The organism is Sphingomonas sp. CROZ-RG-20F-R02-07, assembly GCF_022662335.1.
Taxonomy (GTDB): Bacteria; Pseudomonadota; Alphaproteobacteria; order Sphingomonadales; family Sphingomonadaceae; genus Sphingomonas.
This window is the reverse complement of record NZ_JAKNQJ010000001.1, coordinates 277,316-294,242: the sequence shown is the minus strand read 5'-3', so window position 1 is coordinate 294,242 and position 16,927 is coordinate 277,316. Positions and strand designations below refer to the sequence as shown.

Genomic DNA, 16,927 nt, shown 5'->3' with positions numbered 1-16,927 from the left:
ACGACCGATAGGAGCAGTTTCGAATGTCCGAACAGACCCCTCCCCCGACAGCCGTCAAGATCGGTGAAGCATCGGCCGATGTCGCGGCACGGCTGCGCATCGTCGATGCGGCCACTGGCGCGACGATCGATCGCGTCGTCGAGGCCGACAGCGTGACCGGCAAGATCCGCCGCATGGCCGTCGAGAACGGCAACCTCATTCGCGAGGGCGATCGGTTCAAGGTGATCGACGAAGACCGTGCCATCCGGATCGAGTGGATCGAGCCGGAAACGATCGTCGATCATGTCGACGAACCCGCTGCCGCAACGCCACTGGCAGGCGCCTGATGTTCGCACTGGCAAAGCCCGATCCGGCGTGGCTGACCCTCTACCCGGCGGTAGAGGCGCGACGTGCGGCAAAGGGGCGTCCGGCGAGCAAGGGTCGGCCGGCAGTCGAGGTGCGTTTCTCGCCTATCACGATCGCCGGTGTGCGCGCCGCGCGCCGCGCGGTTGCCGCCTCGCTCCAGATCGACGCCGACGATCTGGAGATGGCGGGTGACGCCATGTCGCGCGAGCTGATCCGCCGCGGTATCCTCGAATGGCGGGGGATTGGCGACGACGAGGGCAATACCGTGCCCGTCACGCCCGAGACCATCGAAGCGTTCGTCGCCGATCCACGGACGTTCGAGCCGGCGGACCGGCTCTATGTCATGCCGTTCGTGCGCGCCGACATGGAGGGAAACGTCTCGTCCGCCTCGCCAAGTGGCACTGGAAAGGCGGAGACGCAGGAAGCCAATACTGCACCGCAGTCTGCCGATGGCGCGAAAACGGCCGCTGCCGCCCCGACGAAGCGGCACGGGAAGAAGGCTGCCCCTACCTCGTCCACGAACCGCAGACGGAGCAAGGCCACGCTGCCTGGGACGTGATCGCGAGCTGCGGCTCGCAACTGCGCTACGCCACCATCTCGCTCGGGCCTGCCGGCTCGATCACGCAACCGGTCGGTCTCGACTACGGCGTTGTCCTCCAGATGGCGGACGCGCTCGAAGCCGATCGTCAACTCGTCGCGCGCGTCCTGCCGGCCGTGGAGGCCGCGATCCTCGACGGCATCATCGCCGAACCCGAAGCCCCTGAAGAGGAGGAATGACCCATGTCGGATAAGTCTGTCGCCATTCGCCTCGCGCTGACGGGGAAGTCGGACATCGAGGGCGGCTTTGCCGAACTTGGCGACGCCGGTGCAGCCCAGGCGCGCCGCATCTCGAAGGAATTCGAGAAGGCCGGCGACGAGATCGCCCAGGCCACGATCCGGCAGGCGCGTGCGTCGGAGAAGATGGCGGCGATCACGCCGCAGACCAGCACGCAGCAGATCTATCAGGCTGGCGCGGCTACCAACTATGGTGGGGCATCCGCTCGCGATTCCGCCGCTGCCATGCGCGAGCTGCTAAAGGCGGAAGAGGATCTCGACGCTCGTTCCGCTGCGCTGAAGGCCAAGCTCGATCCCCTGTCCGTCGCCCAGCGCACCTATAATGCGGAGATCCGCAACGCTACCGAGCTGAAGGCGTCCGGCCGGCTGTCGGAAGAGCTTTTCGCCAAAGCCGTATCCGGTAGTGCCGCCGCGCTGAACGCCGCCAAGCGCGAGGCGGCCGAGCATGCCGGCATTATGTCGCTGAACCGTGCCCAGGTCATAACCGCGCAAAGCGCCGTCCTCCGCTTCGCCGACTCGGTCATGGCCGGACAGAGCCCGCTCCGCGCCTTCGCGCTGGAGGCGCACAAGGGTGTCGAGGTCCTTTCGATGGACAATGACGGCATGGGCGGCGGCCTGGCGAAGGTCACGGCGTTGTTCAGCCCCATGAACCTGATGATCGGCGCGTCCGTCGCTGCGATCGGGCTCGCTGTCTATGCTGCCGTCGCCTACGCCAACGCGCTCGAATCAATGGATCGCGCTGCTACGGGGTTTGCTCGCACGTCGGAGATGACCGGCGCGCAGTTGGAGGCGTTCGCGCAGCAGGGCGCCGCCAGCGGCAGCGTCAGCGTGGCGTCCGCGCGCGAGACCGAACTGGCGATCCTCCAGATGACACGGTCGAGCGGCGAAGCGCTGACGACGGCCATCGCCATTTCCCGAACCTATGCCGACGAGATGGGCGTCGACATGAAGGAGGCAAACAAGCAGCTCGGGGCGGCCATGACGGACCCCACCAAGGGCGCCGAAGAGATGGCGGCCAAATTCGGGCTGCTAACCGCCGCGCAGGTCGACGAGATACGCGCGCTCATGGATCAGAACCGGCTGTTCGATGCGCAAAACGCGCTGATGCACGACGTCCAGGCTGCGCTCGACAAGACCGGCGACCATGTCAACGAACTGACGAAGCTCTGGCGCGGGCTCGGCTCGGCGATGAGTTCGGGACTGGAGAACGCAGGCCGGGGCATCGATGCCATGCTCGGCATGTATCATATCGCCGAGTTGCAGAAGGATCGCCTGGTCACCCTCTCGCAAGGCGGATCGACGGCGGACATCGACAAGCAGATCGCCGAGATGCGCGCCCAGGCTGCACGCCAGTCGGTTGCCGATCATTCCGCGCGGACCAACCAGCTGGCGCAGCAGGCTCGCGGGATCACGAATAGCTTCACGGGCGAGGACAAACTCGACGAGCTGAAGAAGAAGCGCTCGGTTCTTCAGGATGCGCTTCGCGGCAATGCTTTCGGCGGGGACGCCGAGGCCAGCCGCAATGCCGCCACGGCGCTCGACGCGTACACGAACGCGATCCGCACCTATCTTCCGCCGGCCGAACAGCATCTGGCGGTGCGCAAGGCGCAGGAGGAAATGGCGCACGCGACCACGAAGGCCGAAAAGGCGCTGGCGGGCCAGCACCTCGAAGAGGCCCAGAACGCCGGCAAGGTCCAAACCTCGGCGGAGCGCGCCGCTGACGCCATGTATCGCGGCGAGCGCGCGGCCGATCGGTTCAAGCACACCGGCGACAAGCATGCCGAGACGCTGGCCCGCGAGGCTGCCGCGATGGATGCCAGCGCCCGCGGCGCCCTCGACGTCGCCGACGCGTATCTAAAAAGCAGCGCGGCGGGCGTCCTGGCCGAAGCTCGCCGCAAAGCGTCCACGGACGCCACGCGCAAGGGGATCGACGTCGAAGCGCAGGCGCGGCGCCAGCTCGCCATCGATATCGCGGAGGGAGCCGCCAACGGCGCGAAGGCCGTGGCCACGCTATCCGACGAAACCGCCGCGCGCGAGAAGGTCAACGCCGCCGTCGCGGCAGGCACGATCAGCGTCGATGCGATGAACCAGGCGCTGGCGGACCAGAATGTCCTGCGGCCTCTGATCGCGATGCGCGATGCGGCCGAGGGTGATGCAAAAGCCAAGCTCACCACCATAATCGACGGCTACACCGCCGCTCTCACGCGGTCACATGCTGCCGAGGCCGCGACCGGCGTGGCGAAGGCTATCGATGACAGCCGCAGTCGCGCTGGCGAGACGCGCGCGACGATCGAAGACATGGCGCACAGCCCTCTGGACGGCGCGCTGAATGCCGCCAACCGTGCTGCCAACCGGTCGGCCGATGCCCAGTGGGGTGCCAACGTCGATCCGGCGCAACGCACCGCGTTCGTCAGTTCGAGCGTCGACGAAGCCCAAGCCAAGTACCAAGCCGATCGGCAGAAGTTCATTCATGACACGCTGGTCGACCAGCGTGATGGCTTGGCGCTTTCCCAGCGCGAGCTGGCGCTTGCCGGTGCCAACGATAATCAGCGTGATGTCGAGCTGGACAAGCTGCGGCTCGCCCTCACGATCCGCCGGCAATTCCCGGATATGGCAGAGGCCGACGTGCGCCAGCTCTTGGCCGGTGTCGCCGCGCAGGACGAGGCGAACGATAAGCTGAAGGTCATGTCCGCTTCGCTCGGCGAGATGCGATCGGTTGGCGATTCGGTCGCGGACACGATGCTGTCACCGGACGCGTGGCGCAATTGGGGCAACGCTGGGCGGACCGTCCTGAAGGAAATCGAAGACGAGTTCCTGAAGCTGATCCTGCTGAACCCGCTCAAGAACATGCTGAACGGCAACAGCAACCTGCCGACGGCGGGGAGCTTGCTCGGATCGATCTTCGGTGACGGCGGGGCGGGAGCGCTCACTTCATCTGTGAGCGGCTTGACCAACTCCACGCTGGACGCGGCGAACGCGGGTTTCGCGAACAGCCTCGTGCACAACGCTTCGGGGACGGAGAATTTCTCCGGCGGCCGGACCTGGGTGAACGAGAACGGGCCTGAGATCGAGGATCTGCCCAGTGGGACGCGGATTTATCCCGCTGCGCTGTCGCGACAGATGGCGGCGGCCGGGAATGACAATGGCGGCAACGCAGCTCGTGTCGAGATCCACCTGAAGAGCGACATGCTCGATGCGACGATCGCAGACGGTGCCGATGGCCGCATTGCGATGGCAGCCCCGTCGATCGTGGCAGGCGGGGCTCAGATGGGCAACGCCAATGCAACGCGCGCCCGGCGCCGGCAGATGGGCACGCGCGGATGACGATCATCCTCCCGTCTTCTCCGCTGCCGAAATCAGCCACGCCCGCGCCGATTGTATTCGGCGGGTGGCAGACACCCGCCACGGGTGGTGTAGAAAGCTGGCTGGGGTTCATGGGCTCGCGCCTGTCCATGGCGATCGAGACGCCCAACCTGCGGCCCGAGCCCGATGGCCGCCTCTGGACTGCTGCGCTCCTCGACGCGTGGTTGACCGGTGAGCCCGTCGCCTGTCGCTTCCCGCAACCAGGCCTCGTTTCACGGGTGGGCCTCCCGGCAGGTGGAACCGGCGTCGCGGTGGACGGCGCTGGCCAGGCTGGCATGACGCTAAATGTGCGCGGCATGGCGGCAGGCTCGTCCGTCGTGCGCCGTCAATTCTTCCACATCATGCACGCCGGTCGACGTTACCTGCATTATGCCACTGGATCGGTACTCGCAGACGCTAACGGCACGGCGGCAGTGCCGATCGGGCCGATGCTGCGCATCCAGCCCGACGATGGCGACCATTGCGAGTTCGGCGAGCCGATGATCGAGGGCAAGCTATCGGGGAATGACAAGGGCTGGACCATGATCCCGGCGCGGGTCCAGGGCCTCAGCTTCACGATCGCCGAGATCGCCTGATGTCGCAGCTTTCGCCCGCCCTGGAGGTGGCGCTCGCGCAGCCGCAGGCCACGATCTTCGGCGCGATCCAGATGAAGCTGCCCGGTCGCACGGTGCAGGTCATCGTCGGCTCTGGAGTCGTCAAGTTCGTCGTCGACGGCGTGCTCGAAACGTTCACCGGCAAGGATGACATCGTCGGCGTATTCGCTGCCATCGAGCAGATCACCGACGGCATTGGTGACGAGGCCCCTGCCCTCACCATCACCTTCATGCCGGAGGGCGAGGCAGCAGCGGCTGAACTGGCGTCCGTCGAAATGCAGGGATCAGCGGTGCGGCTCTGGCTGGGCGCGATCGATCCACAGACCGGGGCCGTCCTCGGTGATCCGCTGCTGCTGTTTAACGGTCTGCTCGATGTTGCAACACTCAAGGCAGGGTCGACGGCGCGCACCGTCGATTACGAAGTGACGTCGATCTTCGAAGATTTCTTCCTCTCGGACGACGGCGCACGGCTCTGCGACGCCTTCCACCAATATCTCTGGCCCGGCGAACTGGGCTGTTCCTTCGTCACCTACGTGACGCAGCAGATCTACTGGGGCGCATCAAGTCCGGATGGGGTAACGCGATGACCGAGGCCAATCACGAGATGATCCGCCGCGTCGCTGCCGCGCAGGCAACGCTGGAGGAGTTTCGCGACAAGCCGTTTAAGATGGGCGAGCGGGACTGCGTCCGCATGGTCGCGGCGCACCTTCGGCGATTGGGCTACAAGGTCCGCCTGCCGGCAAAAGGCAGCTACGCGAGCGTGAAAACCGCGCTAAAGGCATTGCGCGTCCGTGGCTTCGGCACGCTCGCAGACGCGCTGGACGCCATGGGCCTTGAGCGTGTCGCGCCGGCCGCAACCCTACCGGGGGACATAGTCCAGGGCGAGTCGGCCGACGCGCTTGGAGCGCTCGGGATCGTGCTGAGCAATGGGCGGCTGGTCGGCTATCACGAGCACGCTCCCGGCGCGGCCGTGTTGCAGCGGTTATCGCTTTCCGCCGCTTGGCGCGTGAAGCTAGTCGCCTGACGTGTCGCACTTCCTCGCAACCGCGGCTGAGATCGTCGGCGGTGTAGCGCTCATTGCGACAGGCGTGGGCGCCGCGGGTTCCATAGGCCTGTTCGGTGCGGGATTTGCGGGCTCTTCCATCGCAACCACAATCGCGACGATCGCAAAGGTAGCGAGCTTCGCCGCGGCTGCGCTGGCAGCGGGCAGCGCGCTTACCGCCAAACGATTATCCAGTGCGTCTCCCGATGCTTGGGCCGCCGATCCGAATGCCGGCATGGATATCGTGTTCGGGGAAGCCTGCAACTCGGGCCACATCGTTTACCGGCAGGCCTATGACGACAAGAACAAGTACCAGACCGAGGTGACGCATTGGTCGATCGGCCCAGTGCACTCGATCGATCAGCTCTATGTCGACAACATTGCTCGCGATGTGGTGGGAACGGTGGTGGACATGCCCGATAAAGGCAAGTTCCACGAGGCACGACAGCTGGGCCTATGCCCCGAGCCCAGTTACCTGACTGTCGGCCCCCGAGATCCGTGGCACTGGGACGCCAGCTGCAAGCTGTCGGGCAAGGCGGCGATCATCACCACCTTCGAATACGACTCGAAGAGCAGCACGACATTCACGTCGATCCCGACCTGCGGATGGCGTGGCAAAGGCGTTCTCTGCTACCAACCACGCAAGGACGGCACCTACCCCGGCGGCGTCGGCGCCCACCGGTCGGACGACGAGACGACCTGGGAGTGGTCGGACAACCCCTATGACGTCGGCCTGACGTGGTGTCTCGGCTGGCGGCAGAATGGCAAGCTGGTGGCCGGCGCCGGGCTGCCGATCGCCGGCATCGTTGTGGCCGACTTCGTCGAGGGCGCCAACGTCGCCGATGCGAACGGGTGGAAGGTCGGTGGCACGCGATCGACCAGTGATGATCACTGGGACGTCTTGAAGGACATCCTTCAGGCGGGCGGCGGCCAGCCGCTCCGCCTTGGCGCATTGCTCGGCTGCGTCGTCAACGCCCCGCGCGTCAGTCTCGCGACGATCGGCCGCGACGATCTCGCGCAGGGCGATATCAGCATCGTCGCCATGGCCGCGCGGCGGGATCGGATCAATGCGGTTGCCCCTCGCTATCGTGCCGAGCTGCTGACCAACGTCACGGCGACGGTCAATGGACAGGTCCGGCTCTACACGGCATCCACCTGGGCGGATGTATCCGCTCCGCCGATCGTCGTAGATGACTATGTGACGGCCGATGGACGCCAGCGGCGCAAGGAAGTGCAGTACCCGCTGGTCCAGTGCTTTGCCGGCGAACAGCCGACGCAGGTCGCGCAGCTCGCTAGGTACGATATCGAGGATGCTCGCGAGTTCGGACCGATCACGCTGCCGCTGAAGATCCGGTGGATGGGCTACAAGCCCGGCGACGTCGTCACCGTGAATCTGCCGGAAGTCGGCCTCTTCCATCAGGACGTCATGATCCTCAGCCGCACGCTGGAAGCCAGCACCGGCGTGGTGACGATCACGGCGCGTTCGGAAACCGCGGCGAAGCACGCCTTTGCCCTTGGACAGACGACGACGCCGCCGCCTGCGCCATCTCTGCCGGCAAACGCGTGGGCCTTCGAAGTGCCGGGCTTAGCAGCTGTCGAAGGTGAAATTGACGCTTTGTCGGCGACCGTGGCCACACAGGCAGAGATTGTAGCCGGTCAGGGGGAGGACATCTCGACAGTCGATAAGCGCACCCGCAACTATGACGGTCAGGTGCAGCTACAATGAGCGATAGCCCTCGTTATCAGTTGGCAGGTTACCCCGCCGCGGCCTGGGCGGCTTCCACCTTCGTGCTGCTCGCGCGCGAGGTGGGACTGGAAACGGACACCCGCCGCTTCAAGGTCGGCGACGGTGTCACCCCATGGAACAGCCTGCCCTATGCGGTCGCCGACAGCCCGCCGGCTGCTACGCTCGTCACCGACACGGCCGTGCCGGCGGGGTTGCCGCTCGCGATCAACCGCGCGACGGGCCGCTTCGTCGCGGCTGACGCGCTGATCTACCCGCGTGCGGTCGTCGTCGGCTTGGCGGCAGCGGCGACGCAGGCTGGGTACGCGGTGGACGCGGCGATCGGCGCGTTCACGCTGCCGGACTGGACGGCCGTCGCCGGCGCGGCCGCGCTGTCGCCCGGTCAGCTCTACTTCCTGCGCGAGGGCGGCGGCCTGACGATCGCCGCGCCGACCGCCCGCGGCTCGGCCGTGGCTGTCGTCGGCGAGGCGGTGTCCGTCACGACGCTGCGTCTGCGCCTGTCGTCACCGATCCTGCTCTAACCAAGGAACATCGCTATGGGACTGAAGACGCCGCTCGTCATGGGCGCGGACGGCTTGCCGCAACAGTTGCAGGCCGGCGACACGATCACGGCTGCGGCCTCCACCTATACCAGCCGCGTCGTCACCAACGGCGAGGGCTCGGCCGCCGTCGTGATCGGCGCCCCGGTCTATGCGTCAGCAGCCGATACGGTGAAGCGCGCCCAAGCAAACGCCAAGGCGACCTGCCGGGTTGCCGGCCTTGGGCTCGATCCCTCGATCGCCGCCAGCGCGGCCGGGAACATGATCACCGGCGGCGTGCTCGTCGCGACGACGGCGCAGTGGGACGCCGTTGCGGGCACCACTGGCGGCCTGACCTTCGGCACCTATTACTTCGTCGATCCGGCCAATCCCGGAAAGCTCACGGCCACGCCGCCCACCACGGTCGGCCAGGTTGTTACCATGATAGGGCTGGCGATCTCGGCAACCGAGCTTGAACTCGATATCCAGCCGCCGATCCTGCTGTGACCGCGCGCGCGCCGCTGGTCATGGGAGGCGATGGCCTCCCGCAACAGCAACAGGCCGCAGATACCTTGGCGGCACCGGGGCCGATCACCACAACCGGCCTGAGCGTTGGCGGAACGTCTGGCCTGCGAACGGCCAATGTCATGGGGTCATCGTCCAGCCCCTACGTCGTCGCGCTCGGCCTGGAGAACAACGCGGCAACGGCCGACGACAGCCACGGCGTCGCAATCATCGCCACGAACAGCGCGAACACCATCCGCAACTTCCTCGTGTTCGCCGCATCGTCCCATCGCTTCCTGGTCAGCGATCAGGACACGCTGAGGATTGATGCTGCCGCGCTGCATCCGACAAACGACAACGCCTATAACCTTGGCGGCAGCAGTCAGCGCTGGGCGAACTTCTACCTCGCCTCGGGAGCGATCAGCACGTCGGACGAGGCCGCGAAAACGGCGCCCTTGCCGTTCGAAGACGCCTTGCTCGATGCCTGGGCCAGCGTGCAGTGGGTGCAGTTCCAATACCTTGATGCCGTGGCCGAAAAGGGCGCGGAGCATGCTCGCATTCATTGGGGCGTCATCGCTCAACAGGTGCGTGATGCGCTCGCCGCGGGTGGTATCGATGGCCACCGCTACGGCGTCCTCTGCTTCGACCAATGGAACGCGCACGATCTGGTCGTCCAGTACGCGATCCCGGCCGTGAGTGCCGACGATGCCGAAGACGGCGTCGCCGTTGAAGGGCAGCCCGAGATCACGAAGACCGTCGCGGCCGGTGAGCGCTGGGGCATCCGCTACGACCTCGCTCAGGCCATCGAGGCCGCATATCAGCGCCGCAGGATGGATCGCATCGAAGCCAGGCTGGCAGCGATGGAAGCCAGGCCGAGCCCAATTCCCTCCGCTTGAACAGGAAACATCGATGCTTCCATACGCAACCCAGCCGCTCGGCGGCTGGCGCAACGAGCCATGCCTGATCCCCATCGCGGTGCCCGGCGTCGATCTCGCGGGCAAGGCGATGCGCGCGCAGATCCGCGGCCAAGCTGACAATCCCGTCCTGATGCTCGACCTGCCCGCCGTCACCGATCCTGCGGCGACCGGTATCCGGGTCCTGCCCACGACGTTCGATGCGGCCGGCGTTCCGACCGGGCAGGCCGTGTGGCAGATCACCAAGGCTGGCATGCAGAGCCTGCCGTACGCCGGGGAAATCGGCGATGCCTGGGTGGGCGCATATGCGCTTCAGCTTGATGGGCAAACCCGTCTCGCCGGCCCGTTCGGCGCAATCGCGTCGCCGATCGACAGCGACAACGCACCCGCCAATCGTCCGGTTGGCTGGGGCGGTGCCGCTGGCGGCGCGCTGGTCTCGGGCGTCACGCTCACGATCGGAACCGGCGGTGTCACCGTCCAGGTCGACGGCGCGGGGCTCCTCGCGGCGCTGCTCCTGAAGGCGAAGACGCAAGCCGATATCGCATCGGCCGCGGCGTTGGCGTCGGGTGCGAGCGCTGCCGGCGCGGCCGGATCGGCGGCCTCCGCAACCCGCGACGCGGCAACGGCTGCAACTGCGGCCAATGTCGCCGGCCAATACCGGCAGGGCATCGCTGACGCCGTCGCGGGGCTCCCCACGGCTGCCGTGCTGCCGCTTCAGGCTTCGGACCGCCCGACCATGGCCGGGTTCACCGGCCAAGCGCAGGGCCGACAGGCGTTTCTCAGCGAGGCGGGGCGCGAGGGATACTGGCTGCGCGATGCGACGATCGCTGCCGGCGTATTCGCGAGCGACCCGCGGCAGGGCCTCTATGTCGCCACTACGGCCGCTGGGGAAGTCGGTGGCTGGCGGCGGATCGTTCGCGCGGTTGCAGGGGTGAAGCCGTTCTACCCTGCAACCTGGTGGGGCCTCGGACCCGGCTACGGCATCAACGCGGATCTGCTGATCGAAAATGCGCTCACGCTCATGCCGGCGCACACGATCCTGGTGCTGCCCGCCGCGACCGACATCACGTGGGGCGATGGTACGCTCGGCGGCAACCTGGGCATCGTCCACATCGACAAAGACGGTCAGGAGGTTGTTGGTGCCGGACGTGGCGAGACGGTGTGCATCAAGGCGATCGTCGAAGGCAACGCTGCCGCCATGTTCCAGCTTCGCCGCAGCTATACGGCCGTGCGAGACCTGTCGGGGATTGGTGGTCGCACGCATCTTGGCGCTAACAACGTGGCGACCATCTACGTCTCTCAAACCGGGGTCGCAAATCCCGTCGCAATCGTCGGCGCAAAGATCGAGCGCTGTCATTCCGATGGATCGATCGGCTATTTGGCCATTCCGGCAACTGCGAACGTCAATGGCCAAGACACGATTGTCGGCGACGTAACGGTCACCATCGACGACTGCACCTACAACGGCCACTACCAAGGCATCAGCTGCTTCCAGTCGCTGAACGTCCGCATCAATCGGTTCAAAGCCAACTTCGACAGCGAAACAGACCCTGGCGAACTGTTCTGCGCCGGCATCCGTAACAACGGGGGGATCGGCACCGTCGCGAACGATATCGAGCTGACCGGCAATGGCCTCATGCGAAACGCGTTGATGTTCAACGGCTCCATGATCGGCAACCACCGCCAGCTCAACACGAACGACTTCTACACGAATGTGCGCGTAAAAGACGTGTTCCTGAACGTACTCTACGTCAACGACACCGTTGGGATCGTTGCAATCAACAACCTCCATGTCGACAACAGCGCGAAGCCCGGCGCAGCGTTCCTATACATGGAAGCCACGGGCGGGAGCTACGGCGTCTATGAAACCGTCGATCGGTTTGAGGTGCGCAATTTCACTGGCGTGGGACTTGCGGCAGGGTTCACGGGAACGGGCACCGCAAGCCAGGTCGTTCTTGAGAATGGTCAGCTAAAGGGCCGATTGCGCGCCGCGGACGGCACGGCCGATGTTCTGATCAGCCTGAAGCTTTACTCAGGCGACTCCTTCAAAGATCTGCGCGTGAAGAACGTGGATTTCGATTGGCCAGCCGCGCAGATCAATTCGGACGTCAGTCTGCAAGGCACCAACGCTGGCGAGCGCTACGTCATTACCGGCTGCCGCTTCCCCGCGCGCGCAGGTGGACCGAAGTTCGACTTCGCGGGCGCAGGTTCGGCCGTCACATCCTTCTCGAAGGGGCCGGTCGCGATGACCGACAACACCGATGCCGGTGACAACGGGTGCTTCCCGTCATCGTAATCCGGTTTATGTGTCTGTCGATTCGCTACCTAGCATCCGCCTAAATACAGCAACGTTGTCATGTCCTTTCGGCTGTAGTACCGTCTTCAATCGCGCTAACTCTTCGTTTGACAATTCTATAAATGGATCGCTTGACGACCATGTGAACTCATGGTCGTTTTCCCGAACCACCCAACCCAAGGCTCTGAGTGCAGCATAGCCTATGAGCATTATGACGAGTGATTTTAGTGCTTCTAACCGCATAATAACTACTTTAACATGAGCGCTAGGTATTGGTCGGAAGCATCCTGCCCGGACAGCGCCTCAGCCCGTGTCCGCATGACCGCCGGGTCGGCGGGCTGGTCAAGCATCTGCGCCAGCGCCAGTGCGAGCGCGGCCGCGTCGTCGCAGGGCACCAGCCGCCCGAAAGTCCCGCCGTCCAGGATCTCGTGCGGGCCGCTCGGGCAATCGGTACTGACTATCGAGAGGCCAGCGCGCATCGCCTCGACTAAGACAAGCGGGTAGCCTTCATAGTGAGACGACAGTGCGAATATCTGCGCGCCGTCGTAAAAGGGCCAGGGGTCCGTAAAGAAGCCCGGCAACACCACATCGCCGCCAAGACTGCGTGCGGCGACCAATGCCTCCAGCTCGCCGCGGAGTTCCCCCTCACCGAGGATCACCAGCCGCGCCGGACGGGTCCGCCGAAGAAGCGCGAACGCCTCAATCAGCAGCGCCTGGTTCTTCTGCGCCTTGAGCTTTCCAACGGTTATGATCCGTGTCTCGGCATCACCCCAGGCGGTGCGCGCTGCCTTCAACGATTCGGGGTTGAGTCCTGCATCGGATGGTCGATCGACCGGGTTATAGATTACCGTGATGCTGCTTCGGTCCAACCCTCCGACCGCTGCCAGATCGTCTGCCGCCTGCACAGATACCGCCACACGCGAACTGGCTAGCGGGTAAGCAAAGCGAATACTGTTGCGCAGCAGCGTACGGCGGACATAATTGAAGTGACTGTATTGTTTGGAAAGCGTGATGTGTTCACTCAGGACTAGACGCGCCTTAGACCGCGCAAAGCGGTGCGCCACTGCCGCAGCCACAGTCAACGGCCACATGAACGCCTGCAATCCTTCCGGCTGCTCGGTACGCAGGTAGCGGATCAGCGGCCGGATCGCATCACGAATGCGTGGTGCATGCAGGTCGATGACGCGAACCGAGGGTGGCAGCAGCGGAAGCAGTTCGCCCCATTCGGTCATGAGCAACAAGTCGACCGGATGACCCTGGGCGACAAAATCTTGGATCAGCCTGAGCGCGACCCGTTCCGCCCCGCCGCCGGTCATGTGAGGCAGGAGGAAAGCGAGCCGCTGTTGCGCAATCTTGAAAGTCATGGAGCCGAGTTACATCGGCAGGAAGGTTTTAGGAACGGATGATCATCACCATGCTGGCCGTAGGCTCCAGCCATGTGGCGCGGGTGATCGCGTCGTCGACTACGCCGATCAGCTACGGGGGCGACCGCTTCTTGGTCGCCCTCAACCTACTTTTCATGATGGCGGGCGCCTACCTTGGAGCGGCGATGCTGCTGTCCGAGGCCGGCGACATATGGCGCTGGCGGCGGTTCGATCGCTGGAACCACCCGGTAACCGCGCAGCGCCTGACGATGATCTTCGCCAGCCTCGCCGCCTTCATCCGGTGCGGGGCGGAGGCGGCGACGATCCTCGGCTGGGATCCGCGCGACGCGGCGACGGGCGCGGTGATCCTGAACCTGAAGCACTATCTCGACCCGGTTTCGATCGGCTGCCTCTTCGCATGGATGACGCTGCGCATCGTGTCGAAGCGCGCCGTCAACGCGCAGCTACGGGTCGAGCCACTGCCGATGAAGATGTGGGCAACCCTGCCGCAGCTCATCCGGCCGCTCATCGTGGTGGTGATCGTCGCCGCCATGTCCTTCGGGGCCATCTATCTACGGGGGCGCTGATGCGTGCGTATCTGCTCGGCGCCGCAGCGGCTGGCGTCGTGACCCCTGCCATGGGCGACCTCGCGGGGTATCAGTTCGAGTGGGCGCCCATGGTGATGGGCGTGTCCTCCTGTGTGATCGTCCGGGTCTACATGGGCCTCGCAGACAAGAGCCGCGAAGGCTGGCTCGCAGACCTCGCGATTACGGCGCTGACCGTGCTGTTCACCGTCGGGATCGTCATCAGCAGTCGTCCCAGCCTGCTCATGGCGCTCGTGCTTGGGACCGGGCTCGGCGCGATAGGCGCTGGCCTGATCGGCATCGCCGAGAAGAAGACAAGCGCTGTTCTGGGCGAGGAAACTGCTGATGACGTGACCGGCGGCGAGGTCGGCCGATCGCTTCGTCGCGGCTTCCGCAAGCCCGTCAACACCCGGCCACCAGACGACCAGATCGCGGCATTGATCCAGCTCGACCGCGACCGCCCCTAACCAGGAGAACATCGATGGCAAATACCAAGCCGCCCCTCGCGGGCGGGGCGCCGCCGTCACGCGCAAAGTGCAGCGCCTAGCGGGCATCGCGATCGGCGGCGTCCCGCCTCTCAAGCATCGCGTCCCAGTCGGCATGCACCCTCGCCGATCGCCTGATCCGGGAAGCGGCCTGCCTGGTCTCGCGCCGCTGCCTTCGAACGAAAACGACCCCAGCGGCGATCACGATCGCCAGCATAGCAAGCACAACGACGAGCATCGCATCCTCCACTTCATGCGCGCCCTCCACTTGCCAAAGGAACATGACAATGAGCATTCCTTACCAATCTGCCCCCGCCGCTGGCGCGGGCGCCGGGAAGAAGATCGCAAGCGGAGCCGGCCTGGCCGGCGTTGCTGCAATGGCCGCGGCGCTGGCCGTCGCCGGCATCAAGCCGGACGAAGGCAAGGTCAACCGCACGTATCTCGATGTGGCGAAGATCCCGACCTACTGCTTTGGCCACGCCGATCGCACGTCGAAGGTCGGCACGCTCCACACGGACGCGCAGTGCGAGGCGACCCTCACCGCGGACGTGAAGCTGGAACAGGATGGTGTCGCCGCGTGCGTGCCAGGGCTCCGCTCGCGTCCGTACCAGTGGGCGGCGTCCACTCGGCTCGCGCACAACATCGGCGTGACCGCGTTCTGCCGATCGGGCGCAGCAATCCACTTCAACCGCGATGATTGGCACGGTGGATGCGACCTATTCATGCCGTGGAACAAGGCGCGGGTGGACGGCAAGCTCGTATCGGTTCGCGGCCTGACGCTGCGCCGGCAGCGGGAGCACTTGCAGTGCATGATGGGGCTCACGTCGTGAGCGGCGTCCCGACGCCGGCCGCTACGGCAGAACGGGCAGTTGCGGGCGCCCTCGTGCGGCACGGCCTCACCATCGCTGGCGGATATTTCGCACACCGCGGCTGGATCGATCAGGACACGGCATCCAGCGCCGTGGCGCCTATCGCCGAACAGATTGTCGGTTTCGTCGTCGCTGGCGGAGCCGCCGGATGGGGCGCGCTCCGCGCGCGCGCGACGCACTGGCGCTGGGTGGAGGCCCTCTACGCTCCTGCGCCGGCTCGCCCGCTGCCGCCCGCCTGAACCGCGCCCACAGCGCCAACACCCATCCGACCAGCCTCATGGCTGGCCCGATACGCGCCAGCCGGCGACGGCGGCTGAACACGCGCGTCATCCGTCGTTCAATAATGGAGCCTACCCATGCCCTTTCTCGGATTGCACCTCGTCACGTCCGCCAAGCTCGCGCAGCTGAAGGCCGACGGCCATAGCTTGGCGACCGCCGCCACGTCGGCGATCACCACTGCGGTCGCCGTGGCCGCTCAGACCGGAAATCCGATCGGCGCCGCGGCACTGAAGGCGGTCACCACCGCCGAATCGACGACCCTCACTGGCGCCGAAAAGAAGGCCCAGGCCATCTCCATCGTGAAGGATGTCGTCATCGCCGAGGCGGCGAAGGGCGGCGTCAGCGCGGCCATCGCCGATGCCGAGCAGTTCGCCGGCATGGTGGTCGAAGAGGTGGTCGCCACCATGAAGCAGACGCCGATCGTCAAGCTCGGCTTGGCGCTGCTCCACGCGCTCGGGCTGGTGTGATCCGCACCGGCATCGCATGGCTAGTATCCGGGGCTTCGGTCCCGGATACGAACCAGCCCGCGACTAAGGTGCAGGTCCTGACCGGCGCCACCGAGACAAGCAAGGTCGCGTTCTTCGTGCCGGAGGACGGCCCTCAGATCGCCGAGGGCGATAGCCTCTCATGGGGCACGAACCATGTCGACGTTCGCCGGCCGGACGGCAGCACCTTCACGCTCCACAAGCTCGGCTACGACTTCGATCCGGACGCGCCAATCCATTGATCCGCATCGGCCGCCACCATGTCGGCCGATGTCGCCGCTATAGCAGCAACCACGGCGCGACGCTGAGATCTCCGGCGATGAACCGCCGCGCTCGATCACGAAACGCAACGCGAACCTCTGGAGGCTCTCGCTCCCATACGCCGGCTCGGCCGGTAAAAGGCGCAGGCCAGCCGGCGGACGGTGTCCGGACGTAGAGATCTTCCGCAAAGCGCTCGGTATGCGGGTGCCCCGCGTCAGGGATGCGGGGCATTGGGCACCCAAGGATCGCGCGCACCAAGCTCGCGCTCGTCCACCTCCAGATAGATCGCGAGCCGGCGGCGATCGTCCGGATCGAGGCGCTTGGGCGCTCCGCGCGCAACATGCTGCTGGAGATAGGCGGCGTTGCGGCCGAGCAGCCGCGATAGGTGCGTAAGGCTATGCCCGCGCTTCTCCGCGATCGGGACGAGGTTGGCACGAGAGGACACGT

Annotated in this window: 22 protein-coding genes; 18 read left to right on the top strand and 4 right to left on the bottom strand. The window is 65.6% G+C overall.

From position 1 onward, the window contains the following. The first annotated feature begins 23 nt into the window (after window positions 1-23). Genes L8H00_RS01345 through L8H00_RS01335 form a run of 3 tightly spaced genes read left to right on the top strand, consistent with a single transcriptional unit; the run spans window position 24 to window position 1,122 of the window. Window positions 24-326: a hypothetical protein gene (locus L8H00_RS01345; RefSeq protein WP_242095420.1), complete on the top strand. Its 303-nt coding sequence runs from the start codon at window positions 24-26 to the stop codon at window positions 324-326. Continuing rightward, complete coding sequence (locus tag L8H00_RS01340) at window positions 326-904, top strand: hypothetical protein (RefSeq protein WP_242095419.1); 579 nt, start codon at window positions 326-328, stop codon at window positions 902-904. The genes L8H00_RS01345 and L8H00_RS01340 overlap by 1 nt, the downstream gene beginning before the upstream one ends. Next, a complete protein-coding gene (locus tag L8H00_RS01335) occupies window positions 901-1,122 on the top strand; it encodes a hypothetical protein (protein WP_242095418.1) in 222 nt (73 codons plus the stop codon). Before L8H00_RS01340 ends, L8H00_RS01335 begins: the two co-directional genes overlap by 4 nt. Before the next feature lie 294 nt (window positions 1,123-1,416). Here L8H00_RS01335 and L8H00_RS01330 read toward each other — a convergent pair whose 3' ends face one another. Further along, the gene (locus L8H00_RS01330; protein ID WP_242095937.1) at window positions 1,417-1,746 is read right to left on the bottom strand and encodes a hypothetical protein; all 330 of its coding nucleotides are present in this window, start codon (window positions 1,744-1,746) and stop codon (window positions 1,417-1,419) included. Here L8H00_RS01330 and L8H00_RS01325 point away from each other — a divergent pair. Genes L8H00_RS01325 through L8H00_RS01285 form a run of 9 tightly spaced genes read left to right on the top strand, consistent with a single transcriptional unit; the run spans window position 1,636 to window position 12,153 of the window. Next, window positions 1,636-4,503, top strand: coding sequence for a phage tail length tape measure family protein (locus tag L8H00_RS01325; protein ID WP_347340705.1), 2,868 nt, complete (start codon window positions 1,636-1,638; stop codon window positions 4,501-4,503). The genes L8H00_RS01330 and L8H00_RS01325 overlap by 111 nt on opposite strands. Continuing rightward, on the top strand, window positions 4,500-5,117 hold the full coding sequence (locus tag L8H00_RS01320) for a hypothetical protein (RefSeq protein ID WP_242095417.1): 618 nt from the start codon (window positions 4,500-4,502) through the stop codon (window positions 5,115-5,117). The genes L8H00_RS01325 and L8H00_RS01320 overlap by 4 nt, the downstream gene beginning before the upstream one ends. Continuing rightward, entirely contained in the window at window positions 5,117-5,722 is a 606-nt protein-coding gene (locus L8H00_RS01315; protein WP_242095416.1) for a hypothetical protein, read from the top strand. The genes L8H00_RS01320 and L8H00_RS01315 overlap by 1 nt, the downstream gene beginning before the upstream one ends. Then, entirely contained in the window at window positions 5,719-6,159 is a 441-nt protein-coding gene (locus tag L8H00_RS01310; protein ID WP_242095415.1) for a hypothetical protein, read from the top strand. Before L8H00_RS01315 ends, L8H00_RS01310 begins: the two co-directional genes overlap by 4 nt. Window position 6,160: 1 nt before the next feature. After that, a complete protein-coding gene (locus L8H00_RS01305; protein WP_242095414.1) occupies window positions 6,161-7,903 on the top strand; it encodes a hypothetical protein in 1,743 nt (580 codons plus the stop codon). Beyond that, complete coding sequence (locus tag L8H00_RS01300) at window positions 7,900-8,442, top strand: hypothetical protein (protein WP_242095413.1); 543 nt, start codon at window positions 7,900-7,902, stop codon at window positions 8,440-8,442. Before L8H00_RS01305 ends, L8H00_RS01300 begins: the two co-directional genes overlap by 4 nt. A gap of 15 nt (window positions 8,443-8,457) precedes the next feature. Further along, window positions 8,458-8,946 (top strand): hypothetical protein, encoded by a 489-nt coding sequence (locus L8H00_RS01295; protein WP_242095412.1) that lies wholly within the window; start codon window positions 8,458-8,460, stop codon window positions 8,944-8,946. Beyond that, the gene (locus L8H00_RS01290; protein ID WP_242095411.1) at window positions 8,943-9,839 is read left to right on the top strand and encodes a tail fiber domain-containing protein; all 897 of its coding nucleotides are present in this window, start codon (window positions 8,943-8,945) and stop codon (window positions 9,837-9,839) included. Before L8H00_RS01295 ends, L8H00_RS01290 begins: the two co-directional genes overlap by 4 nt. A 13-nt stretch (window positions 9,840-9,852) precedes the next feature. Continuing rightward, entirely contained in the window at window positions 9,853-12,153 is a 2,301-nt protein-coding gene (locus L8H00_RS01285; protein WP_242095410.1) for a hypothetical protein, read from the top strand. A gap of 248 nt (window positions 12,154-12,401) precedes the next feature. On the opposite strand, the gene L8H00_RS01280 is transcribed toward L8H00_RS01285, so the two are convergent. After that, window positions 12,402-13,517, bottom strand: a complete 1,116-nt coding sequence (locus L8H00_RS01280) for a glycosyltransferase (protein ID WP_242095409.1) — start codon at window positions 13,515-13,517, stop codon at window positions 12,402-12,404. A gap of 50 nt (window positions 13,518-13,567) precedes the next feature. Between L8H00_RS01280 and L8H00_RS01275 the strand changes: the two genes are divergently transcribed. Together L8H00_RS01275 and L8H00_RS01270 are read left to right on the top strand one after the other, a co-directional pair. Further along, window positions 13,568-14,104: a hypothetical protein gene (locus L8H00_RS01275; RefSeq protein WP_242095408.1), complete on the top strand. Its 537-nt coding sequence runs from the start codon at window positions 13,568-13,570 to the stop codon at window positions 14,102-14,104. Continuing rightward, window positions 14,104-14,568, top strand: coding sequence for a hypothetical protein (locus L8H00_RS01270; protein WP_242095407.1), 465 nt, complete (start codon window positions 14,104-14,106; stop codon window positions 14,566-14,568). Before L8H00_RS01275 ends, L8H00_RS01270 begins: the two co-directional genes overlap by 1 nt. Before the next feature lie 76 nt (window positions 14,569-14,644). On the opposite strand, the gene L8H00_RS01265 is transcribed toward L8H00_RS01270, so the two are convergent. After that, complete coding sequence (locus L8H00_RS01265; protein ID WP_242095406.1) at window positions 14,645-14,869, bottom strand: hypothetical protein; 225 nt, start codon at window positions 14,867-14,869, stop codon at window positions 14,645-14,647. Window positions 14,870-14,873: 4 nt separating this feature from the next. Between L8H00_RS01265 and L8H00_RS01260 the strand changes: the two genes are divergently transcribed. The 4 genes from L8H00_RS01260 (at window position 14,874) to L8H00_RS01245 (ending at window position 16,461) form a co-directional block, all read left to right on the top strand. Continuing rightward, on the top strand, window positions 14,874-15,416 hold the full coding sequence (locus tag L8H00_RS01260) for a hypothetical protein (protein ID WP_242095405.1): 543 nt from the start codon (window positions 14,874-14,876) through the stop codon (window positions 15,414-15,416). Beyond that, a complete protein-coding gene (locus tag L8H00_RS01255) occupies window positions 15,413-15,694 on the top strand; it encodes a hypothetical protein (protein WP_242095404.1) in 282 nt (93 codons plus the stop codon). Before L8H00_RS01260 ends, L8H00_RS01255 begins: the two co-directional genes overlap by 4 nt. 117 nt (window positions 15,695-15,811) lie before the next feature. Then, window positions 15,812-16,201 carry a hypothetical protein gene (locus L8H00_RS01250; RefSeq protein ID WP_242095403.1) on the top strand — a complete coding sequence of 130 codons (390 nt, stop codon included), beginning with the start codon at window positions 15,812-15,814 and terminating at the stop codon, window positions 16,199-16,201. Then, window positions 16,198-16,461, top strand: a complete 264-nt coding sequence (locus L8H00_RS01245; RefSeq protein ID WP_242095402.1) for a hypothetical protein — start codon at window positions 16,198-16,200, stop codon at window positions 16,459-16,461. The genes L8H00_RS01250 and L8H00_RS01245 overlap by 4 nt, the downstream gene beginning before the upstream one ends. Window positions 16,462-16,694: 233 nt before the next feature. Here the strand turns inward: L8H00_RS01245 and L8H00_RS01240 are convergent, their stop codons facing one another. After that, a complete protein-coding gene (locus L8H00_RS01240; RefSeq protein WP_242095401.1) occupies window positions 16,695-16,925 on the bottom strand; it encodes a hypothetical protein in 231 nt (76 codons plus the stop codon). Window positions 16,926-16,927 lie beyond the last annotated feature (2 nt).

Bases quoted from the DNA above. Each gene is read 5' to 3' on its own strand.
- L8H00_RS01345 (WP_242095420.1), top strand. From the start codon at position 24: ATGTCCGAACAGACCCCTCCCCCGACAGCCGTCAAGATCGGTGAAGCA.
- L8H00_RS01340 (WP_242095419.1), top strand. From the start codon at position 326: ATGTTCGCACTGGCAAAGCCCGATCCGGCGTGGCTGACCCTCTACCCG.
- L8H00_RS01325 (WP_347340705.1), top strand. From the start codon at position 1,636: ATGTCGCTGAACCGTGCCCAGGTCATAACCGCGCAAAGCGCCGTCCTC.
- L8H00_RS01320 (WP_242095417.1), top strand. From the start codon at position 4,500: ATGACGATCATCCTCCCGTCTTCTCCGCTGCCGAAATCAGCCACGCCC.
- L8H00_RS01315 (WP_242095416.1), top strand. From the start codon at position 5,117: ATGTCGCAGCTTTCGCCCGCCCTGGAGGTGGCGCTCGCGCAGCCGCAG.
- L8H00_RS01310 (WP_242095415.1), top strand. From the start codon at position 5,719: ATGACCGAGGCCAATCACGAGATGATCCGCCGCGTCGCTGCCGCGCAG.
- L8H00_RS01300 (WP_242095413.1), top strand. From the start codon at position 7,900: ATGAGCGATAGCCCTCGTTATCAGTTGGCAGGTTACCCCGCCGCGGCC.
- L8H00_RS01295 (WP_242095412.1), top strand. From the start codon at position 8,458: ATGGGACTGAAGACGCCGCTCGTCATGGGCGCGGACGGCTTGCCGCAA.
- L8H00_RS01285 (WP_242095410.1), top strand. From the start codon at position 9,853: ATGCTTCCATACGCAACCCAGCCGCTCGGCGGCTGGCGCAACGAGCCA.
- L8H00_RS01280 (WP_242095409.1), bottom strand. From the start codon at position 13,517: ATGACTTTCAAGATTGCGCAACAGCGGCTCGCTTTCCTCCTGCCTCAC.
- L8H00_RS01275 (WP_242095408.1), top strand. From the start codon at position 13,568: ATGCTGGCCGTAGGCTCCAGCCATGTGGCGCGGGTGATCGCGTCGTCG.
- L8H00_RS01270 (WP_242095407.1), top strand. From the start codon at position 14,104: ATGCGTGCGTATCTGCTCGGCGCCGCAGCGGCTGGCGTCGTGACCCCT.
- L8H00_RS01265 (WP_242095406.1), bottom strand. From the start codon at position 14,869: ATGTTCCTTTGGCAAGTGGAGGGCGCGCATGAAGTGGAGGATGCGATG.
- L8H00_RS01260 (WP_242095405.1), top strand. From the start codon at position 14,874: ATGAGCATTCCTTACCAATCTGCCCCCGCCGCTGGCGCGGGCGCCGGG.
- L8H00_RS01250 (WP_242095403.1), top strand. From the start codon at position 15,812: ATGCCCTTTCTCGGATTGCACCTCGTCACGTCCGCCAAGCTCGCGCAG.